General features: G+C 72.0%; 15 protein-coding genes. 6 read left to right on the top strand and 9 right to left on the bottom strand.

Annotation, left to right across the window (positions count from 1 at the left end; all coding sequences use genetic code 11):
* Positions 1-1,035: FG-GAP repeat domain-containing protein (locus tag N865_RS17915; RefSeq protein WP_034808909.1), on the top strand; the 1,035-nt coding region annotated here is incomplete at its 5' end.
* Positions 1,036-1,122: 87 nt separating this feature from the next.
* Here the strand turns inward: N865_RS17915 and N865_RS17910 are convergent.
* Both N865_RS17910 and N865_RS17905 read right to left on the bottom strand, forming a co-directional pair.
* Complete coding sequence (locus tag N865_RS17910) at positions 1,123-1,761, bottom strand: CoA transferase subunit B (protein WP_034808907.1); 639 nt, start codon at positions 1,759-1,761, stop codon at positions 1,123-1,125.
* Between the two features lie 3 nt (positions 1,762-1,764).
* Positions 1,765-2,604: a CoA transferase subunit A gene (locus tag N865_RS17905; RefSeq protein ID WP_051510947.1), complete on the bottom strand. Its 840-nt coding sequence runs from the start codon at positions 2,602-2,604 to the stop codon at positions 1,765-1,767.
* A 349-nt stretch (positions 2,605-2,953) separates the two neighbouring features.
* Here N865_RS17905 and N865_RS17900 point away from each other — a divergent pair, with 349 nt between their 5' ends.
* Positions 2,954-4,789 carry a peptidoglycan-binding domain-containing protein gene (locus N865_RS17900; protein WP_034808905.1) on the top strand — a complete coding sequence of 612 codons (1,836 nt, stop codon included), beginning with the start codon at positions 2,954-2,956 and terminating at the stop codon, positions 4,787-4,789.
* Here the strand turns inward: N865_RS17900 and N865_RS17895 are convergent.
* From N865_RS17895 to N865_RS17880, 4 genes are read right to left on the bottom strand one after another with little or no spacing between them, the layout of a single operon-like run.
* Entirely contained in the window at positions 4,786-5,514 is a 729-nt protein-coding gene (locus N865_RS17895) for a TIGR03089 family protein (protein WP_034808902.1), read from the bottom strand. The genes N865_RS17900 and N865_RS17895 overlap by 4 nt on opposite strands.
* A 4-nt stretch (positions 5,515-5,518) precedes the next feature.
* Positions 5,519-6,787: an LCP family protein gene (locus N865_RS17890; protein ID WP_034808900.1), complete on the bottom strand. Its 1,269-nt coding sequence runs from the start codon at positions 6,785-6,787 to the stop codon at positions 5,519-5,521.
* A complete protein-coding gene (locus tag N865_RS17885; protein WP_084328353.1) occupies positions 6,777-7,253 on the bottom strand; it encodes a DUF2304 domain-containing protein in 477 nt (158 codons plus the stop codon). Before N865_RS17885 ends, N865_RS17890 begins: the two co-directional genes overlap by 11 nt.
* Positions 7,250-7,936, bottom strand: a complete 687-nt coding sequence (locus tag N865_RS17880) for a glycosyltransferase family 2 protein (RefSeq protein WP_034808898.1) — start codon at positions 7,934-7,936, stop codon at positions 7,250-7,252. Before N865_RS17880 ends, N865_RS17885 begins: the two co-directional genes overlap by 4 nt.
* 165 nt (positions 7,937-8,101) lie before the next feature.
* On the opposite strand from N865_RS17880, the gene N865_RS17875 reads away from it, so the two are divergent.
* Positions 8,102-10,150: a glycosyltransferase family 4 protein gene (locus tag N865_RS17875; protein ID WP_051510945.1), complete on the top strand. Its 2,049-nt coding sequence runs from the start codon at positions 8,102-8,104 to the stop codon at positions 10,148-10,150.
* A gap of 1 nt (position 10,151) precedes the next feature.
* Entirely contained in the window at positions 10,152-11,120 is a 969-nt protein-coding gene (locus N865_RS17870; protein ID WP_034808897.1) for a lysylphosphatidylglycerol synthase domain-containing protein, read from the top strand.
* 14 nt (positions 11,121-11,134) lie between these two features.
* On the opposite strand, the gene N865_RS17865 is transcribed toward N865_RS17870, so the two are convergent.
* Together N865_RS17865 and N865_RS17860 are read right to left on the bottom strand one after the other, a co-directional pair.
* Positions 11,135-11,569, bottom strand: coding sequence for a nitroreductase family deazaflavin-dependent oxidoreductase (locus N865_RS17865; protein ID WP_034808894.1), 435 nt, complete (start codon positions 11,567-11,569; stop codon positions 11,135-11,137).
* A gap of 251 nt (positions 11,570-11,820) precedes the next feature.
* A complete protein-coding gene (locus N865_RS17860) occupies positions 11,821-12,564 on the bottom strand; it encodes a DUF3105 domain-containing protein (protein WP_034808887.1) in 744 nt (247 codons plus the stop codon).
* Positions 12,565-12,655: 91 nt separating this feature from the next.
* Here N865_RS17860 and N865_RS17855 point away from each other — a divergent pair, with 91 nt between their 5' ends.
* On the top strand, positions 12,656-13,582 hold the full coding sequence (locus N865_RS17855; protein ID WP_322786068.1) for a DNA-3-methyladenine glycosylase family protein: 927 nt from the start codon (positions 12,656-12,658) through the stop codon (positions 13,580-13,582).
* 204 nt (positions 13,583-13,786) lie between these two features.
* Here N865_RS17855 and N865_RS17850 read toward each other — a convergent pair whose 3' ends face one another.
* Entirely contained in the window at positions 13,787-15,505 is a 1,719-nt protein-coding gene (locus N865_RS17850) for a hypothetical protein (protein WP_051510943.1), read from the bottom strand.
* 174 nt (positions 15,506-15,679) lie between these two features.
* Between N865_RS17850 and N865_RS17845 the strand changes: the two genes are divergently transcribed.
* Positions 15,680-16,861, top strand: coding sequence for a glycosyltransferase (locus tag N865_RS17845; protein ID WP_034808882.1), 1,182 nt, complete (start codon positions 15,680-15,682; stop codon positions 16,859-16,861).
* Positions 16,862-16,863 lie beyond the last annotated feature (2 nt).

The raw sequence follows: 16,863 nt of genomic DNA, 5'->3' as shown, positions 1-16,863 counted from the left end.
GCTCAGACCCACCTCAGGTACGAAGAGCCCACGAAGTGGACTGCGTCGGTCGCCATCTCCCGGATCGAGGCGGCCTACCCCTCCGTCGGCACCTTCCAGGCCCTCGCCATCACCGGTCGGTCCGGAGGCGGCGACTGGAGTGGGCGTACCGCGGGCGTCCGGGTGATCGGATCGGCGGGAACGGCCAGCGTCACAGCGGATGCGTTCCGGGCTGCGCTCGGTCTGCGCAGCACGTGGTGGTCCGTGACCTCGGCTCCGCCACGCTCGACCGCGTCCATGCCGCGCGACCTGTCCGCCGACGGGCTCGCGGACGCCCTCGTCCCGAGCGGGTCGAGCCTCTGGTCCCTCAAGTACACGGGCACGATGGGCTTCACGGCCGGGACGATGTCGTCCGCCTGGAGCGGCCTGCGCCTGACGGCCGGGATCGGGCCGTTCGACCCTGACAACCTCGGCGACGTCGTGGCAGCCACGAGCGACGGCAACCTCTGGCTCTACCCTGGCAACGCGTCCGGGACCCTCGACCGGGGTCGGACGTGGATCGGCAGCGGCTGGGGGAGCGTCGACCTCATCATCCCGGTGGGCGACCTGTCCGGGGACGGCTACACCGACTTCCTCGGGCGGTTCACCGATGGCAGCCTGCGCATCTACCGCGGCAACGGCACGGGCACGGTCGCCTCCTTGGAGAAGATCGGCAGCGGCTGGCAGATGTTCTCGCAGATCGCGCCGGGAGACTTCGACGGCGATGGTGAGACCGACCTGGTCGGGGTTCGCAAGAGCGACGGTCGCCTCGTGTTCTACGCCGGAACCGGTGCCGGCACGGTCCGCGCGGGAGTGCTCGCCGACACCACCCTCGACTGGCGCTTCGCGAGCGAGGTCAAGGGGATCGGCGACCTCGACGGCGACGGCCGCGACGACCTGCTGATCCGGCGGGCGAGCGACGGCGCCCTGCGGGTCTACTCGGTGACGGGAACGGCGACGGTCGGCACACCGGCCGCGGCCGGAACGTGGTCGGGCACGACGAGCTGGGCCCAGTAGGCCCGAACGGATAGGTCCGAGTGACGAGACCCGAACGAGGAGGGGCCGGCGACAGCCTCGCCGGCCCCTCCTCGTCCCCGGTTCTGCTCAGCCCAGGTCCACGCTGAAGTCGGGCTCGGTCCGCTCGCGGACCTCGTCGACGGTGACGCCGGGAGCGAGCTCGCGCAGGACGAGCCCCGAGTCGGTGACGTCGAGGACGCACAGGTCGGTGATGATCCGCTGGACGACGCCGCGACCCGTGTAGGGCAGCGAGCATTCGCGGACGATCTTGAAGCCGCCGTCCTTCGCGTTGTGCTCCATGAGCACGATGACCTTCTTGGCGCCGTGGACGAGATCCATCGCGCCGCCCATGCCCTTGACCATCTTGCCGGGAATCATCCAGTTGGCGATGTCGCCCTTCTCGCTCACCTGCATCGCCCCGAGGATCGCCGCGTCAACCTTGCCGCCGCGGATCATCCCGAAGCTCGTGGCCGAGTCGAAGAAGGCCGCGCCCTTGCGCAGGGTGACGGTCTCCTTGCCCGCATTGATGAGGTCGGGGTCCTCCTCGCCGTCGATCGGGTAGGCGCCGACGCCGAGGATGCCGTTCTCGGACTGGAGGACGATCTCGACGTCGTCGGGGACGTAGTTGGGCACGAGGGTCGGCAGCCCGATCCCGAGGTTGACGTAGGCGCCGTCGCTGAGCTCGGCGGCGGCCCGGGCGGCCATCTGCTCACGGGTCAGAGCCATCGGTCAGCCCTCCTGGCTGGGGGAGTGGGTGGGGGTGTCGGTGCTGGAGTCGGCGCTCGGGTCGGCTGCGGCAGGGCGCGGGCGCACGGTCCGTCGCTCGATGCGCTTCTCCGTCGCCTGAGCCGGCGTGAGGGGCAGGACTCGCTGCACGAAGATGCCCGGCAGGTGGATCTGGTCGGGGTCGAGCTCGCCCGGCTCGACGAGCTCCTCGACCTCGGCGACCGTGATGCGCCCGGCCATCGCGCAGAGCGGGTTGAAGTTGCGGGCGGACTCGTTGAAGACGAGGTTGCCGTGGCGGTCGCCCCGGGCCGCCCGGACGAGCCCGAAGTCGGTCGTGATGGCCTGCTCGAGGACGAAGGTCTTCGTCTCGCCCATCCAGTCGAAGTCCTGGGTCTGCTTGGGCGGCGACGCGATCGCGACGGTGCCGTCAGCGGCATACCGCCAGGGCAGGCCGCCCTCGGCGATCTGGGTCCCGACCCCGGTCATCGTGAAGAAGGCGGCGATGCCGGAGCCTCCGGCGCGGAGGCGCTCGGCGAGCGTGCCCTGCGGCGTCAGCTCGACCTCGAGCTCGCCGGAGAGGTACTGACGCTCGAACTCCTTGTTCTCGCCGACGTAGGAGCTGATCATCCGACGGATTCGCTTGTCGCGCAGCAGGATCCCGAGACCCCAGTCATCGACGCCGCAGTTGTTGGAGACGGCCTCGAGCTCGCTGATCCCGGCGTCGTGGATCGCGGCGATGAGGACGCTGGGGATGCCGCACAGGCCGAACCCGCCGACCGACAGCGACATGCCGTCGCTGATCCCGGCGATGGCCTCTTGGGGTGTGGAGACGACTTTGTCCATGGTCCGGACTCTATCCGCGGCCGGGGTGGCTGCGGACGTGGGGGCGCGCCACAAGATCGCCGGATCGGTGGTGCCGGACACCGTGCGCCGCCGCGCTCGCGCGACGGCCCGCGTCCGATGCCCTTCGGGTTCGTATGCCGGCCCGCCGGCTCGCGTCCGAGGGGCGCGGTCCGCGCCCGGCGGCATACGTCGGGGGCCGAGTCTGCTTGGGCACGAGGCGAATTACAGGTCTGTAATTGCCGTGAAGCGGTTGTGGCGTCTGTGACCTGAGTGCATAAATGGTGCAGTTGGGTTTTCTGATCCGTCCCGTCCGGCCCGCTCGGGCGGGCCCGGCCGGAAGTGAGATGCCATGGGTGCACGTCGGCGGACGATCGGACTGGCGCTCACGGTCCCGGCGCTGGCGGTGCCCTCGGCCGCGAGCGTGGCCGAGGCGGCGACGCCGCCCCCACCGACGAAGCCCCTGCCGACCGCGCTCGACGTCTTCGTCCCCTACCAGGGCCAGACGATCTGCGACCCGCGCCCGCGCCCCGGCGTCCTCGCCTTCGCGAAGCTCATGACCTCGCACTACGGCATGGGGTCGACGGCGCTCATCGGACGCACGTGCGGGACGGGACCCTCGGAGCACTACGACGGCCGCGCCTGGGACTGGATGCTCAACGTGGCCAACCCGGCCCAGGAGGCCGTCGCGCAGTCGGTGCTCGCGTGGCTCACGGCCCCGGACCGCAACGGCGTCAAGGGTGCCATGGCGCGCCGGTTCGGGATCATGTACATCATCCACAACCGCGTGATGTGGCGTGCCTACGCGCCCGAGCGCGAGTGGGCCCCGTACTACGGCGTCTCACCCCACACCGACCACATCCACTTCAGCTTCAACTACGACGGGGCCGCCGGGCGGACGTCGTGGTGGACCGGGAAGGCCACGACGTCGTACCTGACGACCCTTCCGCCCGCCGCCGGCTCGGTCATCAGCGTCCCGGCGACGCCGACCGTCCTGTCCTACGGCATGTCCTCCGAGGCGGTCCGACAGCTCCAGGTACGCCTCGGCAACCTTCCGACCACGGGGTACTTCGGCGACCTGACCAAGGCGCGCGTCATCGCCTACCAGACCTTCGTCGGCCTGCCGGCGACCGGCGTCGCCGACCTCAGGACGCAGGAGATCCTCGCGAACCGGGGCTGGAAGACGGTTGCGCAGGCCTATCCGACGCTGTCGTTCGGCATGAGCTCGCCGGCGGTCAGGACCCTCCAGACCAAGCTGGGCCAGCTGCCCGTCACCGGATACTTCGGTTCGCTCACGAAGGCACGGGTCGCGGCCTACCAGAAGTTCGTCGGCCTGCCGGCGACCGGGGTGGCCGACCCCGTGACCCAGTCCCGGCTGTGGGTCCGCGGCTGGTCGGGGACACCGGCGGGGACGCCCACCTATCCGACCCTGTCCTACGGGATGACCTCCCCGGCCGTGAAGACGCTCCAGACGAGGCTCGGCGGCCTGCCCGTCACCGGGTACTTCGGTTCGCTCACCAGGGCGAGGGTCACGGCATACCAGAAGTTCGTCGGCCTGCCCGAGACGGGGATCGCCGACAACCGCACGCAGCAGGTGCTCTACAGCCGCGGCTGGTCCACCGCGAGCCCGGCGAGCCTGAGCACCCCACGCCCCGATGAGAGCCCCGAGAAGGGCCACGAGGAGGGACCGGCCATGACGGAGCTGGGCGCGAGTTCCGCGGCGGTGGTCAGCCCCGCGGTCGCCACGGTGTCGACGGCGACCCGCTACACGGCATACAAGGACCTCACGCTGGGGGCGGGCGCGCGGGGCGCCGCGGTCCGCGAGCTCCAGCGAGCCCTCGGTGGCGTCGCCGTCGACGGCGTCTTCGGGCCGGTCACCCAGGCGAAGGTCGTCGCCCTGCAGCGTTCGCACGCGATGCCGACGACCGGCGTCGTGACCCCGGAGCTGTGGGACCTGCTCGAGGCACGGGACTTCCCCTTCATCTCGCTGCGCACGACCGTCCTCCGGGTCGGAGACATCGGACCGAGCGTCGCGGCGGTCCAGCGCCTCCTCGGCATCCCGGCCACGGGGGTCTTCGACATCGCCACTCGCGCCGCAGTCAAGACCGCGCAGGCGCGGGCGGGGCTCGCGAGCACCGGGGTCGTCGCGTCGCGGACCTGGTCGCTCTTCGACCGGCTCTCGGCCTAGCCGCCCGGGCGGCCGTCGACGGTGACGCCCTCGGCCGCGAGCCGCGCAGCGAGGTCCCGCTCGGGGCCGCGGGTGAGCACGACCGACCCGTCGGCGGCCCACGCGGACAGCGCGTCGCTGAGGACCCGGGGGAGCGTGTCGTCGAGGACGACGCGCGGGGCCGCGCCCCAGTCGGGTCGTGGGACGACGAGGGAGCCGTATGCCGTGTCGGCGCCGTCGCCGACGAGCGCCGGGTCTGCGTCCTCCGCCTCGGCCATGGGGCTGAACCGGTCGCCGTGCGTCGAGAGCTCGCGTGCCTCGTCGACCGCACCCCCCGAGTCGCCCGCCTCGGGATGGCTCCGCGCGAGCGCCGGGAGGCTCACGAGGATCGCGTCGCCGCCGTGGTCGGCGGCCCGCTCGGGCGAGGTCGTGACGAGCACGTCGGCGCCCGTGGCGGCGGGACCGACGGCGACCGTCGCGCCCACGGACCACGTCGCGAGCGCCCAGTAGAGGGCGCGCCAGTGCGGCGGCAGGTCGAGCCCGACCGTCGTTCCCGGGCCGGCGGCGGCGTCGTCCTGCAGGAGGTTGGCGGCCTTGGCCACCCAGTTGGCGAGCACTCGGGCGCTCAGCTCGATCCGCTCGCCCTGAGTCGGCCCGGGCTCGTCGTCGTACCAGGTGAGGCGAGGACGGCCAGGGTCGGAGGCGACGATGCGGGCCAGGACCTCGATCGGCTGGGGCGCGGTCATGCGGTCATCCCTTGACGACCCCGTCGGGCACGGTCCCGGCCGGGGGCTCCGTCAGGGGCTCGTCGTTCTTGAGCGCGGCGAAGAGGGCCCTGGCCCGCTCGGTGTCCCACTTGATGGCGAGGCCGGCATACGTGCGGTAGGAGAGGTCTGACGTCGGCACCGACAGGGACAGGCCCTGCCCGTTGCTCACGGCTCGCATCGCCTGGAGGACGCGGACGGCGTCCATGAGGCCGGTCTGGTCACCCACGACGAGCCCGAGGGCCGCGGAGTCGGAGAAGGACTTGTAGCGCCACGGCACGAGGACAGTCGACGGCGTCGCCGCCTTCTTCATGAGGGCGCCGAGGAACTGCCGCTGGCGGGCGGCCCGACCGATGTCGCCCATCGGGTCCTCGTAGCGCGAGCGGACGTAGCCGAGGGCGTTCGGGCCGTTGAGCGTCTGGCAGCCCTTCTTGAGGTCGATGCCGGCCTTGGGGTCCTTCATGTTGCGCGGGACGCAGATGTCGACGCCGCCCAACGAGTCGACGACGGAGGCGAACCCGCCGAGACCGATCTCGACGTAGCCGTCGATGTGGATCCCCGTCACGTTCTCGACCGTGGTCGTGAGCAGCTTGGCCCCACCGAAGGCGTACGCAGCGTTGATCTTGTTGGAGCCGTGGCCGGGGATCGGCACGAAGGAGTCGCGGGGGAGCGAGACCATGACCGGCTTCCCCCCGCTCTCGGAGACGTGCACGAGCATGATCGTGTCCGTGCGCTTGCCCTCAGCCGAGCCGGTGGCGAGCGCCTTGCGCTGCGCCTGGGTCAGTCCCTCACGGCTGTCGGAGCCGACGAGAAGGTAGTTGTAGCCGGACGTGTCCACGGGGCGGGTGCCGTCGGGGATGTTGTCGACGCGGGCGACGGCGTTCCAGGCGTTCATCGGCACCCAGACGAGCCAGCCGATCGCGGCGAGGAGCACGAGCCCCACGACGACCAGCGTGCGCCGCAGACGGCGGCGTCGCTCGCGGGACATCCCGGTAGGCGGTCCCGTGGGGCCGCCGGCATCACCCGGGGGGCCACCGGGATCGCCCGGGTCGTCTCCGCGCACCCGGGTCCCGGTCGGCGCGGAGCCCGCGGACCACGGTCGCGGACGGGTGCGGGTGTCGACGACGTAGCCGTCGTCGGCGTCCGGCTCCGGGCCTCCCGTCGTCGCCGTGGGGCGGGGGACCCTCCGCCGGGTGTCGACGACATAGGCGTCGTCGGGGTGTGGCCGGCGTGGCGCGCCGCGGTCAGTCGGCATCTGCTGCCTCCAGGTCGGTCAGGGCGGTCACGTCCGTCATCCCGGTCGGAGCAGACAGACCGGTGGGGTCGGTCGGGTCGGTCGGTTCGGGCGGCTGGGTCGCGGCGGCCGGAACGGCCACGCGGCGGCGGGTGGGCGGGACGGTCTCGTCGAGGGCGATGCGTCGCGCGAGCCGGGTGTACCGGGTCTCCATGTCACGGAAGCGGCGAAAGGTCGTGACGACATAGCCGAAGAACGCGACGACGAGGCCGTAGAGGATGAGGTCGGCCCCGCGACCGATGCCGAGGTTGGCGGCGAGGTTCTGCCACACGAGCGGGTCGAGGATCGACCACACGGCGAAGGCGGCCAGCAGGAGCAGGCCGATCCGGCGGAGCGCCTGGGCCCGCTGGCCGTAGCTGGCGAGCAGGCGCCAGGCGATGACGAGCGTCCCCGCGATGAGGAGGAGCTGGATGAGGACCTTGTTCATCGCCAGATCAGCTCCGCGAGGATGTTGACGGAGTTCCAGAGGGACTGGCCCTTGGCCTTCGAGTAGTCGGTGTAGAGGATGTGCACGGGTTCCTCCGCGTAGGCGACCCGTCGGCCGTCGAGTCGCATCGCGCCGATCTGGGCGACGATCTCCGAGGCGTGGGCCATGCGGTTCTGGGTGATGTCGAGGCGCTCGACGACGGACCGGTTGAGGACGCGCAGCCCGTTGTGGGCGTCGGTGAGCCGCGTGCTCGTCGTGAGGTTGGTGTAGGAGACCGCGGCGCGCAGGACCAGGCGCTTGAGCGCCGTCGCCTCGGTGCGCTCGTCGAGGAAGCGGGATCCGAAGACGACCTCGACGTCGCCGGAGCGGATCCGGTCCATCATCGCCTCGACGTCACTGACCTGGTGCTGGCCGTCGGCGTCGAAGGTGACGACGTAGCGCATGGCGGGGTCGGAGAGGGCGTAGTCGAAGCCGGTCTGCAGGGCAGCACCCTGTCCGAGGTTGACCGGATGGCGCACGACGACGGCTCCGGCCGCCTCCGCCCTGTCGGCCGACGCATCGGTGGACCCGTCGTCCACGCAGACGATGTTGGGGAAGACCGGCAGGCACTGCGCGACGACGTCGCCGATGACGGATGCCTCGTTGAACAGCGGCACCACGAGCCACACGTCGTCATTCTGCATGGGTCCAAGAGTAGTTCGGCGAACGACGCGGCCCGCCCGCTGCCACGCGGGCCCCCGCCCCCTCGGCGGCCATTCGGACGGATCGGACGCCTCGAGGCCCCGCGGGCGCTCGGGACGGCGTGGATGTCGGGGGCGACCGGTCACGCAACTAGGCTCGGAACCACCATGACGGATTCCTGGCTCGCCGAGCCCGCTCCAGCGCCGCCGGGCCCCGCCGCCCTGCGGATCGCCGTGATCGGCCCGACCCACCCGCACAAGGGCGGGGTGGCGGCCCACACGACGATGCTCGCGCACCATCTGGCCGACGCCGGACACCACGTCACCCTCGTCTCGTGGGCGCACCTCTACCCGTCGCGTCTGCGGCGTGCGGACGTCGTCGCGCCCGCCGGCGTCCCCGAGGTCCCACCCTTCCCGCGGACGGTCCGGGCTCTCAGCTGGGCTAGACCCGGCACCTGGCTCGGTGCCGGGCGCCGGCTGCGCGCGTTCGACACCATCGTCGTCGTCCACTCCATCCCCTCGGCGGCGCCGGCCCTGCTCGCCCTGCTCCGCGCCGCGGGCGCGACCCCCGGCTCCGCCGGCCCCCGGCCGCAGTCGATCGTCGTCTGCCACGCCGTCCTGCCGCTCGAGCACCATGCAGGCGACGCCCGGCTCGTCGGCGCGCTGCTGTCCCACGTCGACGCCACGCTCGTGCACAGCGCCGACCAGGCCCGGCTGGCCAACGACCTCGGCGCGCGCCGCGTCTGGGTCGCGGACCTGCCGCCGCACGTCCCGGGAGGAGACCCGATCTCGCGCGAGGCACGGCCCGGGCCCGTCCGGTTGCTCGCCCTGGGGCTGGTCCGTGACCACAAGGGGTTCGACGTGCTGCTCGGCGCCATGCGCGATGTCCCGGGGGTCACCCTCACCATCGCGGGCGAGCTCTGGGGTGACACGCGGGCGACGATCGGCCGGCTCGTGGTCGACCCGAGGCTGGCGGGACGGATCGAGATCCGCGAGGGCTACGTCCCGGCCGACGCCCTCGCCGCGCTCCTCGCCGACCACGACGTCCTCGCCCTGCCGTACCGCTCCTCCACCGCCTCCCAGAACGTCGTGCTCGCCCACGCCCACGGCCTGCCCGTGCTTGCCACCGACGTCCCCCCGTTCTCCGACCAGGTCGAGGACGGCGTCAACGGTCTGCTCGTGCCGCCGGACGACGAGGCAGCGCTCGCGGCGGCTCTGCGACGCCTGACCGACCCCGAAGTCCGCCGCACCCTGGCCGAGGGTGTCCACACCCCGGACCTGTCCGGGTCGTGGGCGAGCTACCTCGGCACGATCGAGGCCCTGTCCGTCGACGAGAGCGCCCTGACCGATCCCGACGCCCACGAGCCGTACGCCGCGCCGTCCCAGGACGAGGCCCTCGACACCGACGACGGTCTCGATCTCGACGGCGCGTACGCCGCCCCCAGCCACGTCGACGGCCCGGTCTGGTCCATCCTCCGGCGGGAAGCAGCCCGCCACGCCGGATCGCTGCGGGGCGGGGCGGCCCGCCTGCGCCACGTCGCATCGCGGGCGGTCTCGTCCCGCCGGCCGGTCCTCGACCTCCGGCCGGAGGACCTGCCCCACTGGGTCCTGGCGACCGACGTCCTCGGCGACCCCGACGAGGCCGACGACGCCCGCCGGCTGGCCCGGCTCCTCGGCCTGCCCCGATCCCTCGACAGCGTGTCGGCCTGGGCCGCTCTCGGGGCCCTCGCGGCCATCGTGCGCGTGCGCGACGACGGACGCCGGAGCGCGGTCATCGTCGACGAGACCGGCACCCGCTCCCTCCTGTCGCGATGGGCCCGAGCGGTCGGTTTCGCGCCCGTGGAGATCGAGTTCACCGGGGCGCACCCGAGCGTCGCGGCCCTCGACGTCGACGCGGGCTCGCTCGACGTCATCGTGCGCATCCACCCGCGAGGGTGCGACGGCACCGACGTCGACCAGGTCATCGAGCAGGCCGCCTGGGCGTTGCGTCCTGGTGGCCTGCTCATCGTCACGGTTCCGATCGGCCCACCCGGGGCCCACGGCGCCGTCGGCCCCGCCGACGTCCGGGCGGTCATCGCCCGCGGGCACGATCTCGGCTTCGTCCTCGTCGGCGAGCTCGACGGCGACGTCACCGCACGGATGCGCGACGCCGCCGTCCGCGCGCGTGCCGACGACGCGGCATACGGACTGGTCCGCCTCACCCTAAGGAAACGCTGACGTGACCCGACAACGACTTCTCACCATCGTTCGCGTCGGCATCGCCGTCGTGACGCTCGCGGCCGTCGTCTACGCCGTGGTGAAGAACTGGGCCGACGTCTCCGTGCACCTCAAGGAGATCTCGTGGCAGGAGTTCGCCCTCGCCTCGGTCGCGGCCGCCATCGGGACCTGGTTGACGATGATCGGCTGGAAGACGATCCTGCGCGACCTCGGCTCCGACCTGCCGATGGCCCCGGCGACGGGTATCTACTTCGTCGGGCAGCTCGGCAAGTACCTCCCCGGCTCGCTCTGGTCGGTCCTCGTCCAGGCCGACATCGCGAGCCACCTCAAGGTGCCGCGGAGGCGTACGGCCGTCACCGGGCTGCTCGCCCTCGGTCTCTCCCTGCTGACCGGGCTGCTCGTCGGCCTGCCTGCGGGCTCGCTGCTCCTGCGCCGCGACTCGGACGGGTTCGCGTGGTGGACGCTCCTCGCCATCCCGATCGTCGTCGTCCTGCTCTGGCCTCGGCTGCTCAACGCCATCATCGCGCGGATGCTCACGCTCCTGCGCCGCGAGCCCCTCGAGCACGACCTGTCGGGCCGCGCCGTCCTGCTGTCGGTCGCGACCTTCATCGGGGTCTGGCTCTGCTTCGGCGCCCACACGCTGCTGCTCGCGCATGCGGTCTCCGAAGACGGCGCGGCACATCCCGACCTCGTCGTGGCGTCGGTCAGCGGCTACGCCCTGTCCGTCTCCCTCGGCATGCTGACGATCGTCCTGCCGGCCGGGCTCGGTGCCCGTGAGGGACTGCTCACGCTCATCCTGGCCACGGCCATGCCCACCCCGGCGGCGGCGGCCGTCGCGATCGTCTCGCGCTTCATCGTGACGATCGTCGACGTGCTCGCCGCCCTCGTCGGCTGGCTGTACGCCCGCTCGCACCATCTCGTCACGGAGCGTCGCGCCGAGCAGTCGGAGCGGGCCGAGCAGAGCCTCTAGGGGTTTTCAGCCGGTCAGACCCGCTCGAGGACGAAGACGGGGATGAGACGGTCGGTCTTCGTCTGGTAGTCCGCGTAGGACGGGAACCGGTCGACGCAGACGGCCCACCACCTCTCGCGCTCCTCGCCGGAGAGCTCGCGCGCGCGTGCCCGGAAGGTCTCGGTGCCGACCTGGAGGTCGATCTCGGGGTTGGCCTTGAGGTTGTGGTACCACTGCGGGTGCTGGGGCGCCCCGCCCTGGCTGGCCACTGCCGCGAAGGCGCCTTCGTGCTCGACCCGCATGAGGGGGACCTTGCGGATCGAGCCGGACCGGGCTCCGCGCATCGTGAGGAGCACGACGGGACGGTTCTGGATGTGGACCGAGTCCGTGGTGCCGGTCGCCTCGATCGTCTCGACCTGCTTGCGGACCCAGCCGCTCGGGCTGGGGACGTACTCACCGGTGATCGTCATGTCGAGGCAACAGGACGGGGCCTCCGGTCATTCCGTGCGCTTCCGGGCCGTCAAGGGTGGTGCCGTGTCGTCCCGGTTCGTTCCGTGTCCATCCGGGTCGTTCCGGGTCGAGCACCGCTTTTCCGCCGGGGCGGAGCTGTTAGGGCCTGACCCGGCCGGGGGCGCCGACATCTCTCCGCCCCGGCGGAGTTGTCGTGCCGTATGCCGCCGTAGGCCGCCAGTGGCCGCCAGAGGCCGCCAGGGGCCGCCGGTCAGGCGGCGCCGGGCTCCGGTGCGGCGGACCAGGGGAACTTCTTGACGAAGTCCTCGACGACGGTCGTGTTGAGGCCGCCGCAGAGCTGGCGGTGGCCCATCTGGTTCTTGATCACGCCCGTCTGGAGGTTGACGTCGGCGCCCCAGTGCGAGAGCGCGTACTTCTTGCCCGCCGGGAACGCGCCGTAGGACGGGTCCCACGGGGAGATGATGAACTTGCCCGCCGACTCCTTCATCGCGTTGATCTTCGTCGAGAGCGCCTCGAAGCTCGCCGCCTGGGTCGTCGCGAGCGAGGGGTCATACCAGAGGATCGTGTAGCCGTGCTCCAGGTTGTGCACGAGGTTCTCGATGGCGGGCGCGTCGCCGACGGTGTAGACGCGGCGCTTGTCGAGGGCGGGGGTCGCGAAGTGCTGGCCGCTCGACGGCGGGACGGTGGAGTACTTGATCCGGAGCACGTCGGGCTTGTTGGTGCCGGGGCCGACGTGGTCGCTCGACCCGCTCGCGGGGTCGTTGGTGATCGGGTCGCACGCCGCCGCGGCGACGTCGCCGCTGATCGCGTCGAGGGCCTGGTTCTTCTTGTTCTGCTCGCCCACGATGGCCCACGTCACGGCCGCGGCGATGATCGCGATGACGGCGACGCACGCGCCGATGACCACGAAGAGGCGGCGGCGCTCGGCTGCCTTCTGCTTCGCCTGCATCGCGGCGACCTTCTCGCGCCGGTCTCGGCTCGTCTCGCGGGCCATCGTTCCTCGTTCCGTGGGCTCGTGCGTCGGGGTGGCTGGGTGCCGTGACGTCGCCTTCGACGCCGCCCCGAGTGTAGGCGAGGATGTTGTGGTGTCCGAACCTGTCTCGCGTGTCTGGCGCTCCGAGCGGGAGATCCACCTGCGCGCGCAGCTCGGCACCTTCCGGCGGGGCTCAGGCGACCCGACGTCGCGATGGGGGGCTGACGGCTCGGTCGTGCGCGCCGTCCAGACTCCCGAGGGGGTGGGAACCCTCCACCTCGTATGCCGTGGGGCCGACTCCGTCGTCGAGGCACGGGCGTGGGGTCCCGGGGCCCAGTGGCTCCTCGAGTCGGTGCCGGCGCTGCTCGGCGAGGGTGACGACGCGTCGGGTTTCGTCGCGCACCACGACCTCGTCGCCGACGCGTGGCGCCGCTTCCCGCACTGGAGGGTGCCCCGGTCGGGCCTCGTCCTCGACGCGCTCGCTCCGGCGGTCATCGAGCAGAAGGTGACGGGGCAGGAGGCGTTCTCCGGCTACCGCGCACTCGTCCGCCGGTTCGGTGAGCCGGCTCCGGGGCCGTTCGGCCCTGCGCTCGTCGCGCCCCCGACCGCGTCCGGCTGGGCGCGGATCCCCTCGTGGGCGTTCCTCCAGGCATCGGTCGACGGGGCACGGTCGCGCGCCCTCGTCGTCGCGGCGCGCTCGGCCGGCCGGCTCGAGGAGGGCGCCCGGCTCGGTGCCACGGAGGCCCGTCGGCGCATGCAGTCGCTCCCGGGTATCGGCGTGTGGACGAGCGCCGAGGTGGCGCAGCGCGCGCTCGGCGACCCCGATGCGGTGAGCTTCGGCGACTACCACGTGGCCAAGGACATCGGCTGGGCCCTGACCGGCGAGCCCGTCGACGACGCCGGCCTCGCCGAGCTCCTCGAGCCGTATGCCGGCCATCGCTATCGCGTCCAGGCCCTGCTCGGCCTCGCCGGCCACCGCCGCCCGCGCCGTGGACCCCGCATGGCACCGAGGCGCCACCTGCCCACGCGCGCGCGCTGAACGGCATACGCGACGGGTCTCGACGCGGCGGTGCACCGCTCGGGTCGCGTTTCTTCGCCCCGGCGGACTTGTCGTGGTCGTGGGTGCCGGTGTTGCCTGGGTTCCTTCGCCCCGGCGGACTTGTCGTGGTGACGGGCACGTATGCCGCTGAGCGCGTCAGCGGCATACGTGCCCTTCTCGGTGGTGTGGGGTTCTCAGACCGCTTCAGCAGCCGGGGAGACGGAAGCTCGCGATGCGGGTCTGCCAGCCCGCGGTGCTCGTGGCCTGGCCTTCGGCGGTGTAGTACTCGTTGACGTACCAGAAGGTGCAGTCGTCGACGGGGTCGATGTTCATCGACGTGTAGTCACCCCAACGCGAGTTGGTGGTTCTCTGCACGCCGGTGCCGTCGATGACCGTCCCCTCGCCGAGCGTCATCTGCCCGAGGGGATCGTCCGCGAGCCGGCCCGTGTAGCGGATGCCCGGGTAGACATTGACGCCGTTGACGACGCTGTAGCCGAGGGCCATGTCACCGCGCCTGTCCTGTGCGACGCTGCCCATCCACCGGTGGACGCCGTCGGCGGGAGCGTAGGTGCCCTGCTGGTAGAGCGAGTACGTGCCGTTGACGCGCCGCAGCTCGTACCACCGCATCCCGGCCATGCCCGGGGTGGCCTCGACGGACTGCGTGGTGACGAGCGACTCGTGGTCCTTGAAGTTGCGGTAGGCGAGGCGCCACGTCGGCCGCTGCCGGTAGCTGAGGATGTCGAGGTACTGGTTGGGGTCCGTGATGCCCGGCTGGGGCAGGCAGTCGCGTGCGGTCGGGGCGCAGGGGAAGTTCGAGTCGAACGCCGCCACAGGCAGCTGGCTCGTCAGCTGCACCGATGCCGTCGGCGTCGAGCGCCACTTGACGCGGAGGTCCCACACATTGAGCGCGTCGAAGGTCGCGCCGTAGCCGTAGCTGTCGTCCTGCGTGCCGACGAGCGGGATGGCCGTGTCGGTCATCGGCTTCTGCTTCCCGTCGATGTCGCCGGGCAGCAGCCCGTCACCGACGAGCGGGAGCATCCCTGGTTCGTTGCCGTCGAGGAAGAACCGGACCGCCCGGGCGGGCTGGCCGTTGAGCATCTTGTTCTTGTCGAGGGCGTAGACCCCGATGCCGTACTCGGTCGTCGGGCCGAACTCACGCGTCGTGATGACGTAGGAGTCGGTCCACACGCCGTACTTCGGGTAGTCCGGGAAGTTGGGCCCGGTCGAGAAGGCGTACCGGTAGTACGTGCCGGTCGGGTCGCCGGTGGTGGACACGGCGACGCAGTTCCAGTACTCCGGCCCTCGGGTCGTGAACTGGCTGAGGATCCACCGGTCGGCCAGCTGGTCGTAGAGGACGACGGGGTCCCCGGACGGGTCCGTGCAGTCGGGCACGGCGAAGCCCTCCCAGAGCGCACCGATGGCCGTGGGGCCGAGCAACCTCGAGCCGGCCTTCGAGTAGACCGCGAACGTGAGGTTGACCATCTCGACGTAGTGGTTGGGCCCGACGTCGCCGATCGGGTCGGGTGGGTTGACCCGGCCACCGAAGATGGTGAAGTTGTCCTGGTTGGACAGGCCCTCGAAGTTGGCGAGGGTCGGGCCCACGGTCGCGGTGGCGGCGGATGCCGTCTGCACGGCCGAGTCGGCGGTGGACCGGCTGGTGGGTGTGGTCGCGCCAGGCGCGCCCCGTTCCGGGGGAAGCTGGGCCGAGCCCGGGTCGACGACGTGGGGTGTCCGCGCGAGCACGGACAGGGGTGCCGAGACGTCGTGGGCGACGTTGTCGGTGAAGACGGGACGGGCGTGGTCGGCGATCCTCGCTGGTGTCGTGGCGGAGGCCGGAGCCGCGAGCGCGGCGGCGACCAGGGCGGCACCGGTGAGACTCGCCGCCAGCGCGCCCAGGGCCTGGGCGTGGCGGTGTGTTCTCACGGCAATGCTCCTCGGTGAGTGGTTCCTGACCCGACCCATGGTTCTCCCGTATGCCGCCGGGCGCGGGCGAACCGGCAGATCCACGGCCGCTCGGGGCGGGAACCCGGGCGCAGGCCCGGCGCGCCAGCGCGTCGCGTCCCGTGCGCGGCACGCCTGCTGATGACACCATGAACCATGCGGGTGCTCTTCTCGACCACGGCGGGGGCCGGTCATCTGGGCCCCCTGGTGCCCCTCGCCCGGGCGTGCCAGACCGCCGGGCACGAGGTCGTCGTCGCCGCGCCGGTGTCCTTTGCGGACCCGGTCCGTCGGGTCGGGTTCGAGCACATGGGTTTTCCCGAGGCGCCTCCTGAGGCGCTGGGCCGGCTCATGGCCGGGCTCGAGAACCTGTCGCTCGACGAGGCCAACGCCCGCATGATCCAGGACGTGTTCGGTCGGCTCGATGCCTGCGCGGCGCTGCCCGGCATGACGGGGATCATCGAGCGGTGTCGCCCGGACGTCGTCGTCCGCGAGATGTGCGAGTTCGGCTCGTTGGCGGCGGCGGAGCTGGTCGGGGTGCCGCACGTGCAGGTGGCTCTCGGGATGCACGAGCTGTGCGACCGGGCCGAGCCGCTCCTCGCCCAGCCGCTCGCCGAGCTCGGGGCGCTCGTCGGCATGACCGACGGGCGCCTCTCCGCCGCGCTGCACGACGAGCCGGTGTTCAGCACCGTCCCGGAGCGGCTCGACGAGCCCTACCGCCACACGCCGACGGACGCGGCGCCGCGCATGCTGCGCTTCCGTGATGCGTCCCTGTCGGTGACTCCTGGCTCGCTGCCGGGCCACTGGGGCAAGCCGACCGACCCGCTCGTCTATGTGACGTTCGGGTCGGTCGCCGGGTCGTTCCACCAGTCCGGCGGCCTCTTCGCCTCGACGCTCGAGGCGCTCGCCGAGCTCCCCGTCCGGGTCCTCCTGACGACCGGGGAGTCCGGCGACCCGGACGCCCTGCGGCCCTGGCCGGACAACGCGCACGTCGAGCGCTGGTGGCCGCAGGTCGAGGTCATGCCGCACGCCGCGGTCGTGGTCGGGCACGGGGGCTTCGGCACGACGATGACGGCCCTCGCCGCGGGAGTCCCGCAGGTCGTCGTCCCGCTCTTCGCCTCGGACCAGGTCCTCAACGCCGAGCGCATCGCGGCCGCCGGAGCGGGAGTGCACGTCGACGGCGGGACGGGCTCGGCGGCATCCATCTGCGATGCCGTCACCGAGCTGCTCACCCATCTCGAGTACGGCGCTCGCGCCCGCACCCTCGCGGCCGAGATGGCCCGGCTGCCGGAGGTCGCGGAGGCGGTCCCGGTCCTCGCCGAGCTGTGCGGGGCCGGCTGAGC

This window comes from Intrasporangium oryzae NRRL B-24470, assembly GCF_000576595.1.
GTDB classification, from domain to species: Bacteria; Actinomycetota; Actinomycetes; order Actinomycetales; family Dermatophilaceae; genus Intrasporangium_C; species Intrasporangium_C oryzae.
This window is presented reverse-complemented; position numbering and strand designations above follow the sequence as displayed.

Bases quoted from the DNA above. Each gene is read 5' to 3' on its own strand.
- N865_RS17865 (WP_034808894.1), bottom strand. From the start codon at position 11,569: ATGACGATCACCGGTGAGTACGTCCCCAGCCCGAGCGGCTGGGTCCGC.
- N865_RS17900 (WP_034808905.1), top strand. From the start codon at position 2,954: ATGGGTGCACGTCGGCGGACGATCGGACTGGCGCTCACGGTCCCGGCG.
- N865_RS17910 (WP_034808907.1), bottom strand. From the start codon at position 1,761: ATGGCTCTGACCCGTGAGCAGATGGCCGCCCGGGCCGCCGCCGAGCTC.
- N865_RS17905 (WP_051510947.1), bottom strand. From the start codon at position 2,604: ATGGACAAAGTCGTCTCCACACCCCAAGAGGCCATCGCCGGGATCAGC.
- N865_RS17880 (WP_034808898.1), bottom strand. From the start codon at position 7,936: ATGCAGAATGACGACGTGTGGCTCGTGGTGCCGCTGTTCAACGAGGCA.
- N865_RS17885 (WP_084328353.1), bottom strand. From the start codon at position 7,253: ATGAACAAGGTCCTCATCCAGCTCCTCCTCATCGCGGGGACGCTCGTC.
- N865_RS17895 (WP_034808902.1), bottom strand. From the start codon at position 5,514: ATGACCGCGCCCCAGCCGATCGAGGTCCTGGCCCGCATCGTCGCCTCC.
- N865_RS17860 (WP_034808887.1), bottom strand. From the start codon at position 12,564: ATGGCCCGCGAGACGAGCCGAGACCGGCGCGAGAAGGTCGCCGCGATG.
- N865_RS17875 (WP_051510945.1), top strand. From the start codon at position 8,102: ATGACGGATTCCTGGCTCGCCGAGCCCGCTCCAGCGCCGCCGGGCCCC.
- N865_RS17845 (WP_034808882.1), top strand. From the start codon at position 15,680: ATGCGGGTGCTCTTCTCGACCACGGCGGGGGCCGGTCATCTGGGCCCC.
- N865_RS17890 (WP_034808900.1), bottom strand. From the start codon at position 6,787: ATGCCGACTGACCGCGGCGCGCCACGCCGGCCACACCCCGACGACGCC.